Source organism: Alteromonas sp. ABV4_150 (assembly GCF_056311745.1).
Map to the genome: position 1 here is coordinate 363,735 of NZ_CM149971.1, position 23,887 is coordinate 387,621.

A 23,887-nucleotide genomic window follows, 5' to 3' on the forward strand; every position below is an offset into this window, starting at 1 on the left:
CCGGTTCGCTGTCGCTTGTAGTTGAATGCGCTTTTTAACTTCAAAATAACCGAGAACACTCTTTCAGAAACTATGTACAAATGTGCGATAGGAGATTGTTCGTTAACCATGTTTTTTCTAGCAATTATTAACCATCATAAACAACACAAAGTACAGTTTACTAAACAATATTTTGGTTGATAATACAGTTACCTGCAATGAGGCAGGATTACATAAAAGGAATTTAAAATGAAATGCGAAGAACTCACACAGACTGAACTTGAATATGTCTCGGGCGGATTTAGAAATTTTATGTTCGGCTACTTAGTGTCAAAGGCAATGGATAGTTATGTTGATTGGGTACAAGGTGGCGCCGGTGGTTGGAAAGTTGAGTACAACGGCACAGGTTACGATGATCCACTACTTTAAACAGACAGATAGAGTTAACTAAATGAAAAACGTGCCTCTCTTGAACAAAGTCGTTTATTTTGGGCTTCTTCTGCTAGGCACGTACCTATGCAGCAAATTGCTACAAGTAATCACTCTCTATTTCCTGAACCAACCATTTTTCGTAAATCCCTTGTCTATCACTCAGTCAGATGAATTTACATCTTCAATTAAAGTCTCTCTTATCCTACTTGATTTTATTAGCTTTGCTCTTTGTTATTTTGTGCTGAAAAAATGCTTAAGTTTTTTAGAAAAAATTGAGAAGAAGTAAGCAAAGAAGCCGCATAAGTCGCGTACAAAAGCGCTGTAAAACAGCATTGGTGCACGCAGACCCGGTTCGCCGTCGCAAATTGGTGAATGCGTTTTTTTAGCAGGCTATTTTTTGGCTATTTTTTGACAAGCAAGAGTGACTATGACAGCGTAGGATAAATAAACTATAAAAAACTCGCGCCTGATAGCGAGAAAGGGAATTTCAAATGTATCAAAAGCTTGCCTGTGTTTTTATCGGCGCCTTACTTGCTCTTAGCCTTAGCTTTCACCTAAACGCAAAAGTACGTGGCGAGGCCGTGGTTACAACAATAAAGTCAGAAGTTTTGAGTGAGTCGCGAGAACTACTTATTCACTTACCTAATAACTATTCCCGCTATAAAGACACCACCTACCCAGTTTTATATTTGCTAGATGGACAGCGTAATTTTGCGCATACCGTCGGCACGCTTGATCTGCTAAATCAGTCTGGAATGGCGCAAGAAATGATTGTTATCGGTATAGCCAACACCGAGCGCACACGAGACTTCACACCTACCTATGATGAAAGCTACAACCAGTGGGGAATATCTGGTGGTGCCGACAACTTTTTAGACTTTCTAGAAAAAGAACTAAAGCCTTACGTAGAGACAAACTATCGCACCAATAACTACGCGATTGTTTCTGGGCATTCATTAAGCGCCCTTTTTACCTTATACGCACTGCAAGAGCGGCCTGAACTGTTTCAAGCTTACTTCGCATTTAGCCCAAGTTTGTGGTGGCACGAAGAAGTGATATTTCCAGAGGCAAAAGCGTTCTTTGCCTCAGATAGCGACCTTAACAAATACCTTTATATCAATATGGGTAACGAAGGTGGAAACATGCTAAGCGCATACGAACGTTACGCTGAACTGCTAAATAGCAGCGAACGAAAAGGTTTTACCTTTGACACGGAGCTAGACACATCTGAAAGCCACAATACTACTGCGCTTGCAGGTATGAGCTTGGCGCTTCAAAAGCAGCTAAATTCGTTACGCCCAACAGGTGCGATAATACAAGAAGGTATTCCTGCGGTAGAGCAATACTATAAAGACCTTTCGGCGAAATACGCTTTTGAAGCAAAGCCAGAATATAAAGCTGTAAACCATGCGGGTTATGCGGCGCTAAACAAACAAGAGTTTGACTCTGCCATTGCAATTTTTAAGAAAAATATAGCTCGCTTCCCTAACAAATCTGATGCTTACGACAGTCTGGCAGACGGTTATGAAGCTAACGGCGATTTAGCCATGGCACTTGAAATGCGAGAGAAAGCACTAACAATGAGCTATGAAGAAAATGTTGAGAATGGTGCTTTTAAAACCCGGTTGGCAAACTTGCGAAAGAAGATTGCGGAAGGTAAAGGCGACTAGCTATCAAGTGCCTGAACTAGAAAATCGTCAGCATTGACCGAATAATAGTAGGAACGTACTCTGGTACGTTCACTCGTAATGGAATACACATAATGACATCAATCAAGCTCTTCTCCTCTTTAACACTTTCGTTTTGTTTAGCTTCGTTATTGGGCTGTACAGAGCCTGAAACCCTGCCCGCCTCCCCTTCTGCTGCCGCAGAATCAAAAGAAGCCAGCCTTTTAAGAACTGGGCTTACCGAACGCATTCGAATTGAAGGGCAAGAGGTTGATTACCAATCTTTAGAGCAAAGACAAGCGCATTATGATGTGCCTGGGGTATCTGTCGCGTTTATGAAAAATGGGCAACTAGCTTGGACCATGCAAAGCGGCGTTAAAGATTTAACCACTGAATTGGCTATTGATGAAAACACGGTGTTCCAAGCTGGAAGTATTTCTAAACCCGCATTTGCAACAGTATTGATGAAATATCGCGAAGAAAACCCGCTAGATCTAGATGCAGATGTTAATACCTTACTCACCAGCTGGCAGTTGCCTGAACATGAATGGACTGGGCAAAACGTTGTTTCATTACGCAGATTGTTAAGCCACACGGCGGGTACCACAGTACATGGTTTTGCTGGTTACGCAGCGGGCGAACCCGTGCCTACTTTGCAGCAGGTGCTAGAAGGTGTAGCCCCTTCCAATACCGATGCTGTTGTTGTTGATCTTCAACCAGGTACACAAATGCGTTATTCCGGTGGCGGCACTACGCTCGCTCAACTTACCTTGCAAGACGTAGCTAACGAGCCCCTGCCAACTATGTCACAACAGCTTTTGTTTAAACCTTTAGGCATGGCGCGTTCTGGCTTCGACCAGCCCATATCGACCAACTTATCAAATAATATGGCTACGCCGCATGACGGCGACGGTGCGCCAATTAAAGGTGGCGCGCATACTTACGCTACGCTTGCAGCAGCAGGCATGTGGAGCACGCCATCAGACATGTTGAAATTGGCAAGCGGCGTTCGTAACGCGTATTTAGGGCAGAAAACCGACTGGATATCGCAAGCCACCGCGCAGGAAATGTTAACCAACAACACGCCAAGTACTGAGCCGCCTAATGTAGGAATAGGCTTCTTCATCAATATGGATGACAACGGGGAGATTCTAGGCTTTGGCCACGGCGGCGCAGATGCTGGTTTTATGTCGCAGTTATACCTTGAACTAGATACCGGCAACGGCTACGCCATTATGACGAACGGCAACAACGGTAGACAGTTAATAACTGAACTAGAAATACGCTTAAAAGAAGCGTTAAACGTGGGCTATTCGGAAGCTGAAGAAAAGACCATAGCATCCATTAGCCAAGACGAACTAAGCCAGTACGTTGGCACCTATGCAGTGACAAAGCCAGTTATTGTTGATGTAGTGCTAGAAAAAACAGCCAATGGCTTTGTGCTTAACGCGTTACCCTATGTTGAAAATGAAGAGTATTTTCATGAGGGCGGCAGTCGATTCTTTGCTAAGAATGGCAGTAGTGTTCGTTTTGAGATGGATGAAGAAAATGGACTGGTTAAGACGGTTGTGATGGATGGGGGTATTCGGGGTGTTAGGAAAAAAATAGTTGGTAAGAAGCGAACCAATTGATTTGCTTTTAAATCTTGAATTAGAATTCATAACTGAAAGACTCCACATTTTTATCAAAAGTAGCCGTTCACATCAAGGGCGAGAATATTCTTACACCTGTAAAGCGGACATGTATGTAATAAGGATACCTGGTGTTAGAGTCAAATTTAGTTATAAGGTATCGCATGCCTAATCTGACCATAGGGAAATTGAATGAAGGTTATTTTTGAGACAAACCAAAGCAGAACAGTTCTTTCTAAGTTCAAATACAAGATAGATGGACTTACTCCCTCTGGTGATTTTGAGAAGCAAAGGAATAGTCTAATTAGATTAGTTATCAATTCAATGGAGAATAAGCCTGACCAATGGGATAACCTTTGCCAGATAAACATTAATTGGATAGGAGATCAATTCATTAATAGGCTTGCGGATGAAGAAACGGAGCTTTCTAAAAAAAGACTAGATGAAGTTTGCTCTATGAGCTTTAGGTTTCTATTTGAACTTTACCTTTCAATGAAAAATGACCTTGCTATGGAGTTTGAGGCTGCCAGGCGTTTTGTTTTCAATAACTTGGATTCTTTTGAGAGTAGTGCGAAAGCGCAAATTGAATTTGCTATTCGAGACATGCCAATCAGCATATTTAAATCAATCGCTAATGGTGAGTCGATAGAAAGTATTAAAGATTTTAATGCCGTCTCAGTCAAAGCGGAAAAGCTAAAAGATGAATGGGAGAATGACCTTTCGGCAAGAGAAAGTCGAGTCGACAAATTAAAGAACTCGTTATCAGAATATGAAAACGGCTTTAACTTCGTGGGTTTATATCAAGGGTTTGATGATCTCGCTAAGGAAAAAATAGCCGAGCGCGATAGCGTACTCCGTTGGCTCAAAGTCCTTTCAGTTATTATCCTCCTGCCAGTATTAGTACAACTCGCTATTATTTATTTAAATATAAATGATATAGCGTCTATTAGGGAAGGATTAATTGCCTCCATTTTCCCAACATTATCCCTTGCAGCTATTGCGATCTATTACTTCAGAGTTCTACTTTTTAATTATAAATCCATAAAGTCTCAGCTTTTACAAATAGATCTCAGAAAAACATTATGCAGATTTATTCAGCACTATTCAGAGTACTCTAGTGAAATAAAAAAACAAGATTCAGAGTCATTAGCGAAATTCGAAAATATTATATTTTCAGGAATTGTAACTGAAGATGGTAATCTCCCCTCGACGTACGATGGAATTGAACAAATAGGAAAACTAATTAAATCGACTAGATCATAATGCAGAGTGCAACAAATCAATTTAAGTCGCACTTTCGGTGTCAAACATTTTATTGGGTGGCATAGCCACACCACTGTCATGTTATAGGAACCCCATAAACCGCGCGGAGTAAAGTTTGAGTACCTAAGTATCTGAAATTCTAGATTCAAAGATTGAGTTAGAAACTAGTGCTTTAGCTCATGCTAATTACATGAGTTTTGAAAATAGTTTTTCGCATGAACTTTCCGTACTTTAGGCTTATCTTACTGCGGATATTTAGATTAAAGCTAAAATAGTAGATATCTAAAACTTCGAATCTTGACTCAGCATTAGTTGTCTAGTATATGTAATAGTATGGAACTCGGATTGTGGACTACCGAAAGTGTTATTCCATTGACTGTAAATATCGCTTATTTAAGGAGATTAAAATGGCGAAAAAAATCAAGTTAATCGAATCAGAGTCTAGTAATCCTGAAGTTACAATTTTATTGAGACCAGGCACATCTGTTGAGATGGTAGAGATCATTCCTCCTAACGAAAATAAAGAGGCAAAGGCAGGAAGAGCTGCATTGTGCGGTTATTCAAATGCCTGCCTCGCACTGATCGAGGTTGGTGATTAGTGCCGTGGCTACACAGTCGCGTTATAAGCTATCTAGATACGCATTCTCTTTTCCTACAAAGCAAAACGGTTCGCTTCTTTACTCGTCATTTAAAGGAGGAGTTGCATTTATAGGAGCGCCATATGATGAAATGTTTGAAGCGCTTTCCTACTCCAAACCAGAAAGTATTATTCGAATCGACGATAAGCTCATTTTAGATAAACTTCTGAGTTTAGGAATAATTGTTCCTGATGATTTTGATGAGCTAAAAGCCATTAGAAAGAAGTATTTAGACGCCAGAAAGAACACTCCAATGACTTTGACACTAACGACAACTCAGGACTGTAATCTGGGATGTTATTATTGTTACGAGTCTAGAACCAAAGATAAACTAACCGACTTAGAAATTTCCGAAATAGTTAGGCGTACTAGGTCAAAATTGGAAACAGGTAAACATTCGAGCCTACATGTTGATTGGTATGGTGGTGAGCCATTCTTAAATTTTCAGTTTATAGAAAGCTGCTCTATGCAATTGCAAAACCTCTGTGAACAGCTTGGGATTAACTATCATGCATCAGCTATATCTAACGGTACACTATGGCCAAAAAACGCTGCTGAATTCGTGAAAAAACATAAATTCAGACAAGTACAGATTAGTTTCGATGGAGTCTATTCGCATAATTCTATAAGAAGGTATAGAAAGCAATATCAAGGGGCAGAATCCGGTAATTCATTCCAAATAGCATTCGATTTAATTGGTGAATTATTAGAGGCTACACAAGTAGATGTGCGGTTTAATGTAAGCCGGAGGACTATGAAGGAAATAGGTGACTTTACCAAACTAGTGAACAATTCCGATTGGTTCAACAAACCTTTTCCTTGTTTTATTCAGCCAGCCCGTGTGTCGATGTACTCAGAAAAGTCATCATTTGTAAGAGACTCAGAGCTTAGCCAATCTGAATTCGAAAGTGTACTTACAGAATTTAGAGAGGGATTAGGAGGAGATAAGCATCTCCAAATTGGCTGGTTTGCAGATGGAATTGGACCTAAAAATAATGTTTGCGCTGCGCTAGCGGATGATTCATTTGTGGTTGGAGCTGAAAAACTCATATATCGTTGTGGTTTACAAGTCGGTGAAAAAGACCGTGCTGTAGGTAGTATTGAAATTTATCAGGAAAAAAACACTACTTTTGGCGATTCAAAGTTTTGGGATGAGTTTGATCCGACGGTTCTTCCAGATTGTAAACGATGTTCTTTCTTACCAATTTGCTGGGGTGGTTGCCCTAAAAAGCACCTTGAAAAAGATTTTCATAACCTGCACGAAACATCTTTGTATTACAGAAAAAACTTAGCCAAAGAAGTCGCTAAAGTTGCTGGGATTGCTTTACGTGAAGATTTTGAGATAAGCGAAAATCAGCAGTTTCGAGATTAGGTAATAATCACATTTATTTCCTTTGTGAAAAACGTCATCATAATCAGGTTGTTAAACCTAAAATAGTAAGAACGTCTATCTGCGAAATAAGTGTAATTAATACAAGTGTCAGGTTTTGAGAATGCTTAATCAGCAAGTATTCGTAACAGTCTAACGATATTAATGTGGATAGAGAATGGAATTGTTCGATCCCTCCAAAATTACAACTTGGATATCTCTCAGTGCTGCCGCCTTATGTTTGGTAGCGTATGTCACAAAAACCGTTGTTAATTCCAAGCTTGGAGATAAAACTACAAAAGCCCATGCATATTCACTTTTGCGAACGATGCTTAACTACACGTTTTATCTTAGTCTGGTTGTAGTGCTAATTGCCGGTGGCATAAGTATATTTGAGAAGTATGTCAACAACAAGGAAAGGCAGGCTGCAAGGGAGATTGCGAAAGCCAATAGCTTAATTCAAGAATGGGCAGCACTGAACGATACTGATAGGGTTACTGCAACTAACTCTCTCCGTAACGCTGTTGAAAGATACCCGAGTTATGAAACTCATTTCTTACTAGCCAATGTTCTGCTCGAACAAGGATATTTCTCTGAGAGCATTCAGCAATTCAACAAAGCTTTAACATACATGCGCACCAAAATTGGGTTGTTAAACAAAGCCAACGCATTAATGAATTTGGGTAAATATGAGGATGCGTTGATTGTTTTAAAAGAAGGTTTAGATGTAGAAAGTGCTTCATTGGCAAGTGAAATACTACAGTCAAAAATTCATTTCGGAATTGCTAGTAGTTTTTTAGAGCTTTATCAGGTTAACAAAGCAAATCAGAAGAATCTGTATTACTTAGAGGAAGCAGAGAAACATTTAGCCCTTGCTGATAACGACGTATTGAATAATTCAGGGCACGAAACAGATATACTAAGTTCGTATGCCCTTTTGTATGACTTAAAACAGGACGAACCAAAAGCATTTCAATACTACTTGGAAACTTTAAATAAGCGCAACTCAGCTTTTTGGGGATCACCGGCAGCAATGGATTTGGCAAGGATTCAAAACAATATAGCGCATTTGCTCGTCCAAGATATATTCTCTTCAACTGAAGATAATGAAAATGCCTATAGAAGCGCAGTTTCGTATGCGAATGAGGCAATTCAGATGTATAGAAGCATTGGGTTTGAAATTGGTCTTGGCTACGCATACTTCAATTCAGCAGAAGCTAATCGAAAGCTTAAAAAGAACAATTTAGCCCTTAATAATTACATGCTAAGTAAACGTCATTTCGAGCAATCAGGTCATACACTACATTTAAAAACAGTCCAGGAGCGAATAAATATGTTGGAATAGAACTAATTCACAATATAAGAAAGGTTAGTTTCCAACTGAGCTTTGAGTCAACCATACTTAGTAAAGAGTCGAATTCAATTAATACTGATAATAAATTGCTAGAGAACACTATTGACTATGTATTTCAGTCTATTAGAAAAATTCTTCTTATGAGATAAGTTTTCATGTCGCAATTAACAAGATTGATGGTAATAGTGTAACTTTTGCTAATGTAAAAGTAGTAAAAGTCAACATTGAATTTTAATTTCGTAGGCTCAAAAAAGGCGAACCACAGGTTCGCCTTCCAAATCAATCAAGCTCTAACAGCAACGCTGCTAAACCAACCTACTCCTCAACATAGCTCTCAATGCTAGGGCATGAACAGATCAGGTTGCGGTCGCCGTATACGTCATCAATACGGTTAACCGTTGGCCAGAATTTGTTTCTGTGAACTTCTGGTGCTGGGTACGCCGCTAGCATGCGGTCGTAGCTGCGATTCCAGTCGCTGTCACAGATATCCGCTAATGTGTGAGGTGCGTTGTGTAACGGGTTATCAGTGGCATCCCACTCACCGCTTTCTACTTTCGCAATTTCTTGGCGAATGCTAACCATCGCGTTAATGAAACGGTCTAGTTCGTACTTCGCTTCTGATTCTGTTGGCTCAATCATAAGCGTACCCGCTACTGGGAAGCTCATCGTTGGCGCGTGGAAACCGTAGTCGTTTAGGCGCTTCGCGATATCTAGCTCTGTTACACCGCTTGCTTCTTTAAGCGGGCGAAGGTCAATAATACATTCGTGCGCTACGCGGCCATTGTTGCCTTTGTAAAGCACTGGGAAGTGCCCTTCTAAGCTTCTTAGCCACGTAGTTCGCGTTAAGAATAGCTACTTCGGTTGCACGGCGAAGGCCTGCGCTACCCATCATTTTGATGTACATGTAGCTGATAGGCAGAATTGACGCACTGCCCCATGGCGCTGCCGATACCGCACCACAGTCTTTGCCTGCCGTTTCTACGTTAACAACCGTGTGGTTTGGTAGGAATGGCGCAAGGTGCGATTTAACACCAATTGGCCCCATACCTGGGCCGCCACCACCGTGTGGAATGCAGAAGGTTTTGTGTAGGTTAAGGTGCGACACGTCTGAACCAATGAAGCCAGGTGACGTAATGCCCACCTGCGCGTTCATGTTCGCGCCGTCCATGTAAACCTGACCGCCGTATTGGTGAACAATGTCACAAATCTCGCGTACCGTTTCTTCATATACACCGTGGGTAGACGGGTATGTGATCATGGCGCACGATAGATTGTCGCTCACTTCTTCCGCTTTTTTGCGAAGGTCATCAAGGTCCACGTTACCTTTGCTGTCACAGGCTACTACTACCACTTTAAGGCTAACCATCTGCGCAGACGCAGGGTTAGTACCGTGGGCAGAGCTTGGAATTAAGCACACGTTTCTGTGACCTTCGCCTCGGCTTTCGTGATAGCGCTGAATAGCCAATAGGCCTGCGTATTCACCTTGCGCACCAGAATTAGGCTGCATTGAAAGCGCATCGTAACCCGTTACGTTTACTAGCCACTCGCTAAGTTCGGCAATCATTTCTTGATAGCCCGCTGCTTGGTCTAGTGGTGCAAACGGGTGAAGCTGACCGAACTCTGCCCACGTTACTGGGATCATCTCAGCCGTTGCGTTTAGCTTCATGGTGCACGACCCCAATGAAATCATTGAGTGGTTAAGCGCCAAGTCTTTGTTTTCAAGGCTCTTGATGTAACGAAGCATCTCTGTTTCAGAGTGATACTTGTTAAACACTTCGTGAGTAAGGAAGTCGCTAGTACGTACTAGACCTTCAGGAATAGATTTTACGTCTTGCGTGGTTACTTCTGCATCCAGACCTTCCACTGTTAAGCCGTGCTCTTCACCAAGCAGTACGTCGAATAGCGCAACAATGTCTTCACGTGTTGTGGTTTCGTCAAGCGATACACCTACTGCACCTTCAAGGTCTGCACGCAGGTTCATGCCTTTTGCGTAGGCTTTCTCTAGTACGTCTTCTTTGTTGTTAACCACTACGGTTAGCGTGTCGAAGTACGTGCTGTGCTTAAGGGCTACACCTTTTTCTGCACCTTTCTGGTTTAAACCCGTAGCAAGAATGTCGGCGAAGCGGTGAATGCGCTCGGCAATAGTTTTAAGACCTTGTGGGCCGTGGTATACCGCGTAGAAGCTTGCCATATTGGCTAGAAGCACTTGCGCTGTACAAATGTTCGAGTTCGCTTTTTCACGGCGAATGTGCTGTTCACGGGTTTGTAGCGCCATGCGAAGCGCTGGGCGTCCGCGGGTGTCTTTACTTACACCAATAATACGGCCAGGTAGTGAACGCTTGTAGCTGTCGCGTGTAGCAAAGAATGCCGCGTGTGGGCCACCGTAGCCCATAGGTACACCAAAGCGCTGTGCACTACCAAGTGCAACGTCTGCACCTAGCTCGCCAGGCGACTTAAGCATTACTAAACTCATTAGGTCAGCGGCTACTGCCACAATGCCTTTTTTCGCTTGTACTGCAGCAATGATGTCGCTGATGTCTTTTACTTCACCGGTAGAGGTTGGATATTGAAGTAGCGCACCAAAAATATCGTGCTCTGCTGCTTCTTCTGCCGCACCTTTGATGATTTCAAAACCAAACATTTCAGCGCGGGTTTCAACCACGTCAACCGTTTGCGGGTGAACGTCGTTAGCAATAAAGAAGGCATTCGCTTTTTTGTTCTTAGACACACGCTTAGCAAGGCCCATGGCTTCAGCAGCCGCAGTACCTTCATCTAGTAACGATGCTGACGCTAGCTCTAGGCCAGTTAGGTCGATAGTTAGTTGTTGAAAGTTAAGAATAGCTTCCAAACGACCTTGGGCAATTTCTGGCTGGTAAGGCGTGTACGCTGTGTACCAACCTGGATTTTCTAGCACGTTGCGAAGAATAACGTTTGGTACGTGAGTATCGTAGTAACCCATACCAATGAAAGAACGGTTAATTTTGTTCTTTTCTGCAACGGCTTTAAGTTCACCTAATGCTTCAACTTCTGTCGCCCCTTCACCACATTTTAGTGGCTCTGGTAGCGCAATACCTGCCGGTACCGTTTGCTCAATTAAATCGTCTAGTGAGCTTGCACCAATGGCAGACAGCATTTCTTCAATTTCGCCTTTACCCGGGCCTATGTGACGGCGGATAAATGTATCTTTTTGCTCTAGTTGAGCCAATGTAGGGGAAGTATTCGACATAACGTTGTTAAGCACTCGTAATGGTTGCCGCAAGGGCGCGTTAAATCTTTAAGTTAAAAAGGGGCTGAATTATCTTCATGCCCCTTTTCAAATTATGGTTCTTTTAAAACTGCGTAACGAATTACTCTTCGTCGATGCTGTTTTCGTAGCCTTCAGCGTCTAGTAGACCTTCTACTTCGGCCGCGTCGTCAGCTTTAATTTTGAATAGCCAACCGTCGCCGTACGGGTCAGAGTTAACTAATTCTGGAGAATCTTCTAGGTCTTCGTTAATTGCTACGATTTCACCTGAAATTGGCGCGTAAACGTCAGACGCTGCTTTTACCGATTCAGCAACACATACGTCGTCGCCAGTGCTTACTGCGTCGCCAACATCTGGCAAATCAACGAAAACCATGTCGCCAAGTAAGCCTTGTGCGTGCTCAGAAATACCTACAGTGAAAACACCGTCTCCATCAGGGCGAACCCATTCGTGCGTAGCGGCATAGCGTAAATCAGTTGGGATGTTGCTCATAATCGTTCCTGTTATTCTCTGTTAACTTTTGGGGCCTAGTAGCTATTGGCCTTATAAAACACTTTTTCCATTGCGAACAAAGTAGGGCTTAACCACTTTTACTGTAACCCACTTTTTGCGCATTTCCACTTCTACTGTTTCACCAACATCACTTGGTACTCGTGCCATCGCAATTGAGTGACCTAGTGTTGGAGAGAAAGTACCTGAAGTGATAACGCCTTCGCCGCTTTCTGTTTTCACTTTAAGACCGTGACGCAGCACGCCTTTTTCAGTCATCACCAAGCCTACTAGCTTGTCGGTACCCGCTTCGCGCTGCGCTTCTAGTGCTTTACGCCCTACGAAGTCACGCTCAGCCGGTTCCCATGTAATTGTCCAGCCCATGTTTGCCGCTAGTGGCGATACGGTTTCGTCCATATCTTGGCCGTACAGGTTCATGCCTGCTTCTAGGCGAAGTGTGTCACGCGCACCTAAGCCGCATGGCTTAACACCCGCGTCGAGCAGTGCTTGCCAGAAGCTTTGTGCTTGCTCAGCAGGCACCATAATTTCGTAGCCTGCTTCACCGGTATAACCTGTGGTAGCGATGAACAAGTCTTCTGCTTGTACACCAAAGAATGGCTTCATGCCCGCTACCGCTTCTTTTTGCGCTGCGCTGAACAAGGTGGCTGCTTTTTCTTTTGCGTTAGGGCCTTGTACGGCAATCATGGCAAATTCAGGGCGCTCTGTAATGGTTACGTCAAAGCCTTCTGCTTTGCTCATTAACCAGTTCATGTCTTTTTCGCGCGTTGCTGAGTTAACCACTAGGCGATAGTTAGTTTCGTCGAAGTGATAAACGATAAGGTCGTCTACAACACCGCCTTCTTCGTTAAGCATGCCGCTGTATAGCGCTTTGCCTTTGTCTTTTAGTTTTGCCACGTCGTTGGCTAAAAGGTACTGAAGATACGCTTTGGCTTGTGCGCCTTTAACGTCAACAATGGTCATGTGGGACACATCAAACATACCGGCGTCTTGACGCACAGCGTGATGCTCTTCAATTTGTGAACCATAGTTAATTGGCATATCCCAGCCGAAGAAATCGACCATTTTCGCACCGGCTTCTAGGTGCTTTGCGTGTAGGGCGGTGGTACTAGACATTCCACTTACTCTTTTTAATTTGAAAGGTAGAAAACGAAATTGAGTATAGTTAGCTAACGTTTATGCAACAAATTGGAAATTTTTATCAATACATTTAAAAAGCAAATGTATTATTGAGAAAACATGAGGAAAGCAAATATGTAAGCGCTTGCTGATGCTGTGGCTTGCTTAATGAAAATCGCGGCGGATGAACAATGATATAGGGTGTGAGTAATGAATCTGAAAACAAGCTCGGTAATAGTTGGCAATTAAAAAGGGGTTAAACCATTAAATTGCCAGCTACTTTTTAGTGAGGCTGTATTTATTACTTTCTGCTAGCACTTTCTGCGCACTTGTCGAGCACGTTGGAACGAGCTTTTAAATACTTATTAGCAGCCGTATTGTAAGTTGTTCATCAGCAAGTGTGCTAAACGCACGCTTCACCATTTTGCCAAACGTTTGCAAGTGCGTTGTCTTCGCTTAGCTCTACAAAGTTCGCCCGCTGCCCTACCGCAATGCTGCCTAATTTCTCGTTAATGCCCATAAAAATAGACGGCGTTGCGCTTGCCATTTGGCTTGCTTCTTCTAGCGAAATTCCGATGTCATTAACGCAGTTATTAACCGCCCCGTGCATGTCTAAACAACTTCCTGCCAGGGTGCCATCAGGTGTAGTAAGTTTGTTTCCCATACGAGTAATATGCGTATCGAAAAAGTCTATAACGTCTTCGTCAGCACCTACGTGGGCCATGGCATCGGTAACCAGCATTAATTGCGATGGCCCTTTGGTTTTGAAAGCCAGCTCAACCGCTTTAGGGTGCAAATGCTGATGATCAACAATGATGCCGCAGGTGTTATTGCTTAAAAGCGCTGCGCCAACCATACCAGGTTCACGAGAGGTAAACGGCGACATGGCGTTGTATAAATGTGTAAATCCAGAGGCTCCCGCTTCAATCGCCCTTTGAACCACATCAAACGGTGCATTAGAGTGCCCTAACGCCACAATAACGCCTTGGTTTACTAAATCTTGAATAACATCACTCGAGGTATTTTCTGGCGCTACAGTAATCATAACCTTGCCAAGGTCTTTTCGGGTATAAGTGGCAAGCTCCCTGTCGGTAAGCGGTCTTATATATTTTGAAAGATGTACGCCTTTTTTCTCTACGCTTAAATGCGGCCCTTCAAAGTGAATACCTTCAACGCTGGGGTGGCTGCTCTCTATAGCTTCACTTACCGCGTTGGCGGCGCTTTCTATGGTTGCGATATCGTCAGTGATGAGTGTGGGAAATAATGTGGTAGTACCGTACTTTCGATGGGCTTTAGCCATTGTTTCTATACTTTTAAACGTTGGTGCGTGATTAAACATAACGCCACCGCCGCCGTTCACTTGTGTGTCTATATAGCCAGGAATAAGCCTGTTTGACACGCGCTCAGGAATTTCTTCACGCTGCTTTTGCGAATCAGAAAGTGCTTCGATGTGAGTAATTACGCCCTCTTTGATTGTGAGTACTTGGTCTTTTTCCCAGTTACCATTTATCAAAACGTTTTCGGCTAGAATTGTCTTCATCATTGGGCTTTCATTTTCCTTATTAGATGCGGTTGTTGTTTTTTTTCGCAACTTATAACGTGGCTCGTTCTGATGCCTTTCTCGTCGCTTATACCGAAGCTTGTCACATGAATTATATATGCCGTGTTTGCGGCCATTGGCAGCTACAAGCCATCATATGATGCTCTAGCATACTTGATAGCGCCCTGCTCTGGCGATAATTCACATGCTTGAAGGCGCGCTCGGATTCTCTTGGAAAAATACGGTACATAAACATCGCTCAACCCACCTATTAGAGCAAGGTTATACCCGTTATCATCTAATAGTCGCTCTGCCATAGTTTCTAAGTACTCAGCCCCTTCTTTGAAGATGCGTGTCACTTGGCTATTACCTTCATTTAAAAGTGGCAACATACAGGGAACTAAACTTGCGTAATGGTGAGTATTAAACCCAGCGCACTTAGCCACTATGTCGTCGGCGTTTGACGTGCCCAGTTCTGCGCATATTTTCTTTGACAGGTCATCAGGGCTTCGAATGTTATCTATACATAGTAAAGTGTGCTGAATAGCTTTTAAACCCAACCAAGCGCCACTGGCAAAGTCACCTACAGGAAAACCGTGCCCACCCAAGTCTGTAAACTTACCCTCGTTAAATACGGTGCCAGCCGACCCCGTACCCACAATAATTACTGCACCTGACTTACCGTTGTGAGCACCTACGCAGGCTGCGTGCAAATCACTTAGTATATGAAGCGAATGAAACGGGTGCACCCAGTTTTCGAGGCGAGCTTTGGCGGTGCTAATGTTAGCGCCAGCAAGCCCGCCTGCTACTACACACTGTGATAGCGTGATAGGTGTTACTGGGGCGTCACTATTTTGTAAAGCCAATAAGGCGTTAGCGGAATCAATAGCCTTAGCTACTCCATCCAATATAGAGGTTTTAGCGAGTTCTGCGTCACGCATTATATTAGCCGGGCCGCTAATGCCCTTACCTATCTGCGCGCCGTTCTTGTCTTGTAAAATAACTCTGCATTTGGTGCCGCCGCCGTCTATGCCAATAAAATACAGATCAGAGTTCATTCACGTTCTCGCAGATTAAGTAAGTGTCTAATTTAACTCGCTAATTTAACTCGCTAATTTAAACACTCAAATTTGATAATTAAATTAACTAACTATCCAAAGCAGGTAAAAAATTAGCGTGTGTGATATTACCGCAAAGTACTGATTACCCGAAGCGTAAAATCACAGAAGTAAATTGAAGCTAGGTTGGTTAAAGAATTCAGGCTTTCGCTCAATTTCATTTACAAATATAATCTTAGCAAGCACATACATTAGAAATACTGATAAATATGAAGCAGCTTTCTTTAGACACGCTACGCACCTTTGTAAGCGTGATTGAACTTGGTGGCTACGCTAAAGCTGGCGACTTTTTGGGTCGCTCTCAGCCAGCTATCAGCTTGCAAATCAAAAAACTTGAATCGCAGCTAGACCGAAAACTGTTTACGAAAGTGGGCCAGCGCCATGTGCCTAGTGCCGATGGAAACTGGCTTTACCCAAAAGCGAAAGAACTGCTAGAACTTAACGACAATATTTTTAGAAGCCTTACCCCTGCGCCTTTAAGCGGTAGATTGCGTTTGGGCATTCCCAATGAGTTTGCTTCTACCCTACTGCCGGGCTTAATTGGTGAGTTTTCAAAGCGCTACCCCGATGTATCGTTAGAGGTGACGTCTGCGCTAAGTCGCGATCTGCTTCACCCGTCTCAACGAGATCACTTCGATTTAATACTGGCACTGGTAAACCCAGATGAACAAACAGAGGGCGAAGTAGTAATAGAAGACGATGTGGTGTGGGTTGGTGATACCTCTCACCCGTTGGTGGGAAATAACATCCCTTTAGTGCTAGCGCCAGATGGCTGTATGTATAGAAGCCGGGTAATCGAACAGCTTAAACAGCAAACCCTCGCGTGGAAAATTAGCTATACCAATGCCGATTTAGGTGGGCTAGTTGCCGCCATTCAGCAAGGGCTTGGCGTTACGGCGCTAGCAAAATCGAGCTTACCGGCAAATTTAGCAGTACTGAACCACCCGCACCTGCCAAAGTTAGGAAAGGTCAATATTTGTCTATTTAACCAAGACACCCAGCATCCAGTTATCAGCAAAACACTCGCCGAGTTTTTCAAAGTGCGGCTAACGCAATAAAGAAAAGGGGTCAGAGTACTTTTTCTGCCCCATCATTCTTACTCTTAATAGCTTTAGCTATCGTTAGTGATGGTGTCGGTAAGCTTGCTAGGCACCGTATCGCAAAGGCGATAATTAAAAGCTCCTAAACTTATTGAGAAAAAGCTTTAACACTTTTTCGTTTAGCTTATTAAATCCAATAGCTTGCCCAGCGGTTTAGCCAAGCTCTCTGGTGGCTCAGTAAAGTAAGCGGGACCTGTTTCTGTCATATACAAACAGTCCTCTAAGCGCACACCAAACTCACCAGGAATATAAATACCTGGCTCATTGGAAAAGCACATACCTTTTCTAAGTGGCGTATTTTCACCGCGCACAAAGTTAACACTCTCGTGCCCTTCCATCCCTATACCATGCCCCGTTCTGTGGCTCAAACCAGGCAATTCATAGTCTTTACTGTAACCCTTGCTGGCGTAATATTGACGCACTGCATCATCCACTTTTCCTGCTGGCTCTCCAACTTTAGCTGCGGCAAATGCCACGTTCTGGCCCTCTCTGACTGTGTGCCATACATCCTGAATTTTTTGGGAAGCTTTGCCGAATATCAAGGTACGGCTTATGTCGCTTTGGTACCCGTGCACACTGCAACCACTATCAAGCAAAATTACAGAACCTTCTTTGATAGTTTGCGCTGCATTTGTGCCATGAGGGTAAGCACTCGCATCGTTAAAGAGCGCCAGGCACCAAGCACCGCTACCGCCCAATCGCTGCTGCGCGTTGTTCATCAAACTTTTAACGTCCTGCTGACTCATGCCAAGCTCTAAGTTGTTAAAAACAAACTCGTAGGCCCGCAAAGTAATTTCATTGGCTTTATGCATAAGTGCCAATTCGCTAGCAGTTTTGTACATACGACAGCCTAGCGTAACGGGCTCGGCAGGAACGATATTCATATTTGGTAGCGCACGGCTAACTCCTGTTACCACAAAGTAGCGCACGCTGCTTTCAAAACCGATATTACCGCTAGTGATACCCCGCGGTTTTAAAATATCGGCTACAACATCAAATGGGCTTTCGTGCTCCTGCCACACCCTTACATCATCGCCTATAGCCAACGACTCGAGTACGCTTGGCTTTTCAAAAAACGGTGTAACTACTGCAACATCGCCTTTTTGAGGGATAATTAACGCGGTTAAACGCTCGCTGCGCCACCATTTAATCCCAGAGAAATAATCCATCGCCGCACCGGGCTCTATTAATATTGCCGCGATATCTTTGGCTTTCATTAGCGACTGCGCTTTTTCAATACGCGCTCTACGCTCTTTCACGGTAATCGGCTTTGCGTTTGCGGTGATATCCGTTAATCCATCGATATCGCTTAAGTCCGCTGTGTTGGTTTTATCTAATGCAGCCATCGACGCTATAGGAGCTAAAGCAATACTAGCCCCAGCTAATTTCAAGAAATGTCGCTTATCCATGTCCCTTCCTGTCGTTTTAATTAAGGTTATTTGAACCCTTTGTTTTATGAAAATTACATTGATTCTCTTATAGTCTAGCCGGTAAAGCTCGCCTATACTTTACGCCCACATAACGAAAACAGCGGCTAGACCAATTAGAAGCAAGCCAACTATTTCCCGCTTTGTGACTGCATTTTTTAACCAGTAATGCGAAAGCAATAGGGTTAACAAAACCTCTAACTGCCCTAATGTCTTAACAAGGGCAACATGCTGTAACGCCATAGCAGTAAACCAGCATATTGAGCCTAAACAGCTTACTGTACTTATGGCTAGCACCTGTTTTTTAGCATTTACTAATTGCCTAAACACGAAGGGCTTGGTGATTGCGATATACCCGCTTAAGAATACGGCCTGTACGCACAGCACCCATAATAAAGCCCAAGCTGCGGCAAGGGTGTACTGTATATCGAGCATATGGCTTGCTTCGCGTACTAGCAATGATGTAAGAGCAAAGCAGGTACCACAGGCAAGACCTATCAACATGGTTTTCAAACTTACACCCTGAAGTCTGTTACCACTGCTTAATACAAATACTGCGACTCCACCTATAACTATCCCCGCCCAGCCAAGGGGCGTTAAGTAACTCCCGAAAAAAAGCATGCCGACAACGCCCGCCACTAGAGCTTCACTTTTTGCCAAGCCCGCTCCAATAGCGAAATTCTTTTGCTTAAACAGAATCACCATCAGTGAGGTGGCCGCTATTTGAAGTAATGAAGCGCACAAAATCACCGCTGTGAATGAACCCGTAAATTGTGGTAGTCGACTGGCACTACTGCTATACAGGGCAAGCAGGTAGATAAGGGCTAAGGGCGGAGCAAATATAAAGCGAGATAGCGTAACACCGGAGGTGTTAACTGTACCACTTAGTTTGCTTTGCAGGGCATTACGCACGGTTTGCATTATTACCGCGCCCAATGTAAATAAGATCCAACTCATTAGCGTCGCTTTACCTTTAAAATAACTTTACTGCGTGCCGTACAAGCTCTTTTATTTGGTATTGGCTTTGCTACCAGACAACGCCTGTAGACGCTTTGCTTTAAAGTCACTTTCGCGCTTCCAATAAGGCCAAGCATCACCTTGGGCATAATGAGTAAGCAGGGTTCCAATGAGGGAAAGATCTTGTTTTACGCCACCTAATGTCCAGCTAGGAAGATAGTCATCATCGGCTTTGTGATAGCGATTGGTGATAAAACTTGGGTCGGTATCGCCTAAGCTCATGAACAAAATAGAGGGTACGCCCTGTTTCGCGAGTGCGAAATGATCAGAGCGGAAGAACAGGCCATTTTGAGGGCGCGGATCCATCTTAACCCTTCTATCTTGCAGTGAAGCTGCCGTTGCCAAATCATCTTCAATAGATAAGTAGCCTTCGCCATACTGCAAGATATAATCAACATCATCGTTTACATTCATACCGTCGATGTTTAAAAACGCTACCATGTTCTTGGTGGGCACAGGTGGGTTATTTGCAAAATAATCAGCCCCCAACAGCCCCGTTTCCTCTGCGGTAAACGCGCTAAACATTAGCGTACGCGCAAAGCCTTTTTTGTGCTTTGAGAGCGCATCTGCCAGCGTTAGCACTCCAGCTGTGCCAGACGCATTATCCACCGCACCATTGTAAATGGTGGTTTTGCCATTCTTCTCTACCTTACCAAGGTGGTCCCAGTGAGCGTGCAGCATTACCCACTCATCTGGCTTTGAGGTGCCCTCTAAAATACCGGCAACATTCTGCGACTCAGCATGCTCGATAACATTGTTAAACTTGAGCGATGCGGCGGTGTTCAAAGAAACAGGTGTGAAGCCAGGCTTGGATGCTTTTCTTTTAAGCTCGCCGTAATCTAAGCCTGCTTTTTCAAAAAGCTCTCTTGCAGCATTAAGATGAAGCCACCCCATAACGCCTACTTGTGACGCATTATTGTTGTCATCAACTAGACTAAACTTGGTATTAGAATTTGAGTTTTCGACAACGCCCCAGCCGTAGCCAGCAGGCATGGTTTCATGAACAATCAAAACAGCTTCTGCGCCTTGTCTAGCGGCTTCTTCGTATTTGTATGTCCAACGACCATAGTAGGTCATGGCATTACCTTGGAACAAATTTGGATCTTTAGAAGCAAAGCCCGGGTCGTTTACCAGTATTACGACGGTTTTGCCTTTCACGTCTAAACCAGCGTAATCATTCCAGTTGTACTCAGGCGCATTTATACCGTACCCCACAAAGATCAGCTCGCTATCAGTTAGTGAGTATTCATTTACTATACGTTGTGTTCTAGCTGTGAACTCACTTCCTGCTTCAAAAGAAAGGTCGCCAATGATTAACGAACTCATGTTGCTAGGCGTAATTTTTGCGAGCGGCACAGCTTGGGTATAGCTTTCACCAAAAGCTGGCTTAAGTCCTAACTTCTTATACTCTGCTACCAAGTATTCTACGGTTTTCTTCTCGCCTTTTGATAACGGCCCACGCCCTTCGAACTCATCACTAGCCAGCGTTTTAACATGTTGACGATACACGTCTAAATCGATAGAAGCGTTACTCAGCGACATCTCTTCACTTTTTGCTGTCGCCGACGATTCAACCGAGGCTAAAGTGGTAACCACTGCGTCGGCATTCGCCGCACCAGTAATTAAGGTAGAAGTAAGTACGGAAGCAGCGCAGACAAAAGAAAAGGCGCGATAAGGTTTGCAAAGATAAGTAAACATAGGCCATTGGTACAAATAAAAAAGGATACCGAAGAGTATCCTTTACCTCTGACTATCTCAATGCCGAAACGACTAAACCACAAGAATGGGGTCAGAGTACATTTATTCGGTTTTGTAATAGGGAAAGCCAATAATGTACTCTGACCCCACTATTCGGGGGTGGCGAAAAAAGTACTCTGACCCCATTATTTAAATGTACTCTGACCCCATTATTTGGGTTTAAAGGCCCATGGCGTGGCTAACGAAGGCGTTTTTGATGGTTGTGAGCTTGTCTGTGGCTGAAAGTCCTATGCCCCGAACTAGTTTTTTGAGCGGGTCGTTGCCGTCGAATAAGAATTTGAAGCCATCCATTGCCGCTATCATTTTCGTGGCTTCTGTCTTACGGCTTCGCTCGTAGCTGCGCAGGTGCTTATATAAACCAATGTCTTTACCGGCAGCACTCAGACTTCTTAGTGACTCAGCCAACGCTAGGGCGTCTTGCATACCCAGGTTTGCTCCCTGCCCGGCTAGCGGATGAATGGTATGAGCGGCATCGCCTACCAGTACTACCCCGTCTTTAGCCCATTGCCTTGCATAGCGCATGGTTAATGGAAACGCGGCGCGCTCGGTTTCAAGGATAATAGTACCTAAAACACTATTACTTGCGGCAGTTAACGCATGGCAAAAAGCATCGTCACCCAATGCCATTAGCTCGCTTGCTTGTTCTGGCGTTTGAGACCACACAATTGAACAAACGTTTGGTTCGGCCATTGGAAGTAGCGCTAGCGGGCCTGTAGGGGTAAACGCTTGGCGCGCCACATTGTTGTGTGGCTCATCGATTTTGATATTGGCTACTATGGCCGTATGCTCATAATCTTTAAAGGTAATTGGCAGGCCCGCCTGCTTTCTTACAAAAGAGTTAGCACCGTCTGCGCCAACAAGCAATCTGCAGCTTAGCACATCGTCGTTGTCTAGCATTAGCATGGTTTGATTAGGGCCAGCAAGTATCCTTTCAATACCCGCAGTGACTAGATGCGCGTTAGGCTGAGCCTCTACTGACTTAGCAAGCGCATTCACCAATGCTTGATTCTCCACGATGACCCCTAGGGTATCGCTCCCCATCTCGTCACATGAAAAATGTATATCACCAAAACTGTCTTTGTCCCATACATGCATTGCTGTATAAGGGTTGGACCGATCTTGCTGTAAATAAGGCCACACATCAAACTGTTGCAGCGCTTTAATATTAGCCTGATTGATTGCGCTAACACGCGCCGTTGGCCTATCTGCAAGCACCTGATAACAAGGCGATTTATCAATAATCGCCACATTTAGTTCACTGTCTTTTAGCGCTGCGGCTAGGGTTAACCCTACAATTCCACCGCCCACTATTGCTATATCAACATGCTGCATTGTTATCTCTATTTCCGTGTGGTGTTACGCCATAACCTGTTGTGTGCTTTACGAAGGTTTTCTTTGCTTGCGGCATCATACTTAATGCAAGTAAGGAAACGTTTCTGCCTATGACGGTAGGAAAATACTGGTTTGAAAAAGTTCGCACTAAGGTATCGGTAAGCGCAATCGTGTTATCTCGATCTTTCTTACGCTCATTAGCATAGCGCTGAACGATATTAAATGCCCCAGCGTCGAAGTGCTCAGCACCACCTTCTACTAGCGTTTTTTGACTGCTTTCTTGTTTCAAAACTTGCGACATAGAATGCTTAGATACAGCACTTTTCAGCACATAAATTAGAGCACTCAAATCGCGTAGGCCCAAATTGAATCCCTGCCCCGCTATAGGGTGTAGCGCCTGCGCAGCGTTCCCCACCACTACCGTTCGGTGGCTGGTAACTTGCTGGGATTTAGTAAGCGCCAAAGGATAGCTAGCGGTATCACTCACTCTTAGTATTTTGCCTTGGCGATAACCGAAGGCTTGTTGAAGCGCATCAATAAACGACGCTTTGTCCATTTCCATAAGTGCTTCAGCGGCTTGAGTTTCTAGCGTCCACACCACTGAAAAACCATTGCCATTCGCCTTTACGCTGTTGATTTCACTATCGAAAGGTAGAAAAGCAAGGGGGCCAGAATCAGTAAAGCGTTCGTACGCTTTGTTTTCATGAGGCATTTGCGTATGTACGTTAAATACAATGGCTGTTTGGTGATAATCACAGACTGTTTTGGCAATACCCACACGCTCAGCTAAACCTGAGCGCCCACCATCCGCAAGTATCAGCAGCTTAGCGGTTAGTACATCTCCACTATCTAGCAATACGTCTACATGGTTGCGGTGCTGCTTAACACTGGTTACTTTTGCTGGCGCTATATGCTGATACGCAGTACTCGCGTTTGCAGCAAGGCGCGTTAGCGCGCTTAAACTTACCACTTGGCCAAACGCGTCGATGTGATAGTCGTGACTGTGCAGATTTAAAAGGCCGAGGTGGCCCTTATCGCTAACTTCTATCTGCTCTATTTTTGGAGGCAGTTCGCCGTTGTGCTGCTTGGCTAAGTCGTTAAGGCTTAAACCAACATCGGCTAATTCGTTAACGGTACGTCTTGCTAACGCAATAACTCGAGTATCGGTAAACGGGTTAAAGTCATTAAGGGTGGGGTTTGTTTGGTTAGGATCTGCAGCGTCAATGAGTGCAACGCTTAACCCGCTATTTTCACCCTCGGAATTTTCGAAAGATATGTTTTCTGAAAGTGCTTTCGCAAGCACTGTTCCTACAATACCACCACCGATAATAACTACATCAACCGCTGCCGATTCCACTATATTTGTCTTCCCGTCGCTTTAATTTTAGCGC

17 protein-coding genes and 1 pseudogene are annotated in these 23,887 nt (G+C 43.9%); 8 read left to right on the top strand and 10 right to left on the bottom strand.

What is annotated here, in order from left to right; all coding sequences use genetic code 11:
• Positions 1-228 precede the first annotated feature (228 nt).
• The 7 genes from ACYX4M_RS01595 (at position 229) to ACYX4M_RS01625 (ending at position 8,324) form a co-directional block, all read left to right on the top strand.
• A complete protein-coding gene (locus ACYX4M_RS01595) occupies positions 229-408 on the top strand; it encodes a hypothetical protein (protein WP_476081615.1) in 180 nt (59 codons plus the stop codon).
• Between the two features lie 494 nt (positions 409-902).
• Positions 903-2,081, top strand: coding sequence for an alpha/beta hydrolase-fold protein (locus ACYX4M_RS01600; RefSeq protein ID WP_476081616.1), 1,179 nt, complete (start codon positions 903-905; stop codon positions 2,079-2,081).
• 92 nt (positions 2,082-2,173) lie between these two features.
• Positions 2,174-3,709, top strand: a complete 1,536-nt coding sequence (locus ACYX4M_RS01605) for a serine hydrolase domain-containing protein (protein WP_476081617.1) — start codon at positions 2,174-2,176, stop codon at positions 3,707-3,709.
• A 192-nt stretch (positions 3,710-3,901) separates the two neighbouring features.
• On the top strand, positions 3,902-4,972 hold the full coding sequence (locus tag ACYX4M_RS01610) for a hypothetical protein (RefSeq protein WP_476081618.1): 1,071 nt from the start codon (positions 3,902-3,904) through the stop codon (positions 4,970-4,972).
• A gap of 407 nt (positions 4,973-5,379) precedes the next feature.
• A complete protein-coding gene (locus ACYX4M_RS01615) occupies positions 5,380-5,571 on the top strand; it encodes a hypothetical protein (RefSeq protein ID WP_101565527.1) in 192 nt (63 codons plus the stop codon).
• 4 nt (positions 5,572-5,575) lie between these two features.
• Complete coding sequence (locus ACYX4M_RS01620) at positions 5,576-6,982, top strand: radical SAM protein (protein ID WP_476081619.1); 1,407 nt, start codon at positions 5,576-5,578, stop codon at positions 6,980-6,982.
• 175 nt (positions 6,983-7,157) lie between these two features.
• Positions 7,158-8,324 (top strand): hypothetical protein, encoded by a 1,167-nt coding sequence (locus tag ACYX4M_RS01625; RefSeq protein ID WP_476081620.1) that lies wholly within the window; start codon positions 7,158-7,160, stop codon positions 8,322-8,324.
• Between the two features lie 324 nt (positions 8,325-8,648).
• Here ACYX4M_RS01625 and gcvP read toward each other — a convergent pair.
• The 5 genes and pseudogenes from gcvP to ACYX4M_RS01650 form a co-directional block, all read right to left on the bottom strand.
• Positions 8,649-11,559, bottom strand: a pseudogene (gene gcvP / locus ACYX4M_RS01630) (aminomethyl-transferring glycine dehydrogenase).
• A 121-nt stretch (positions 11,560-11,680) separates the two neighbouring features.
• Positions 11,681-12,070, bottom strand: coding sequence for a glycine cleavage system protein GcvH (gene gcvH, locus ACYX4M_RS01635; protein WP_014979989.1), 390 nt, complete (start codon positions 12,068-12,070; stop codon positions 11,681-11,683).
• Positions 12,071-12,121: 51 nt separating this feature from the next.
• Positions 12,122-13,201: a glycine cleavage system aminomethyltransferase GcvT gene (gene gcvT, locus ACYX4M_RS01640; RefSeq protein WP_476081621.1), complete on the bottom strand. Its 1,080-nt coding sequence runs from the start codon at positions 13,199-13,201 to the stop codon at positions 12,122-12,124.
• A gap of 406 nt (positions 13,202-13,607) precedes the next feature.
• Complete coding sequence (nagA, locus tag ACYX4M_RS01645) at positions 13,608-14,744, bottom strand: N-acetylglucosamine-6-phosphate deacetylase (RefSeq protein ID WP_476082834.1); 1,137 nt, start codon at positions 14,742-14,744, stop codon at positions 13,608-13,610.
• Between the two features lie 143 nt (positions 14,745-14,887).
• A complete protein-coding gene (locus tag ACYX4M_RS01650) occupies positions 14,888-15,802 on the bottom strand; it encodes a glucosamine kinase nucleotide-binding domain-containing protein (RefSeq protein ID WP_476081622.1) in 915 nt (304 codons plus the stop codon).
• Between the two features lie 269 nt (positions 15,803-16,071).
• Here ACYX4M_RS01650 and ACYX4M_RS01655 point away from each other — a divergent pair, with 269 nt between their 5' ends.
• Entirely contained in the window at positions 16,072-16,920 is an 849-nt protein-coding gene (locus ACYX4M_RS01655) for a LysR family transcriptional regulator (protein WP_476081623.1), read from the top strand.
• A gap of 161 nt (positions 16,921-17,081) precedes the next feature.
• Here ACYX4M_RS01655 and ACYX4M_RS01660 read toward each other — a convergent pair whose 3' ends face one another.
• The 5 genes from ACYX4M_RS01660 to ACYX4M_RS01680 form a co-directional block, all read right to left on the bottom strand.
• Positions 17,082-18,371: a M24 family metallopeptidase gene (locus ACYX4M_RS01660; RefSeq protein WP_476081624.1), complete on the bottom strand. Its 1,290-nt coding sequence runs from the start codon at positions 18,369-18,371 to the stop codon at positions 17,082-17,084.
• 99 nt (positions 18,372-18,470) lie between these two features.
• Positions 18,471-19,346, bottom strand: coding sequence for an EamA family transporter (locus ACYX4M_RS01665; protein ID WP_476081625.1), 876 nt, complete (start codon positions 19,344-19,346; stop codon positions 18,471-18,473).
• Between the two features lie 51 nt (positions 19,347-19,397).
• Positions 19,398-20,948, bottom strand: a complete 1,551-nt coding sequence (locus tag ACYX4M_RS01670) for a M28 family metallopeptidase (protein ID WP_476082835.1) — start codon at positions 20,946-20,948, stop codon at positions 19,398-19,400.
• Positions 20,949-21,323: 375 nt separating this feature from the next.
• A complete protein-coding gene (locus ACYX4M_RS01675) occupies positions 21,324-22,496 on the bottom strand; it encodes an FAD-dependent monooxygenase (RefSeq protein ID WP_476081626.1) in 1,173 nt (390 codons plus the stop codon).
• On the bottom strand, positions 22,483-23,856 hold the full coding sequence (locus tag ACYX4M_RS01680) for an FAD-dependent monooxygenase (RefSeq protein WP_476082836.1): 1,374 nt from the start codon (positions 23,854-23,856) through the stop codon (positions 22,483-22,485). The genes ACYX4M_RS01675 and ACYX4M_RS01680 overlap by 14 nt, the downstream gene beginning before the upstream one ends.
• Between the last annotated feature and the right edge of the window lie 31 nt (positions 23,857-23,887).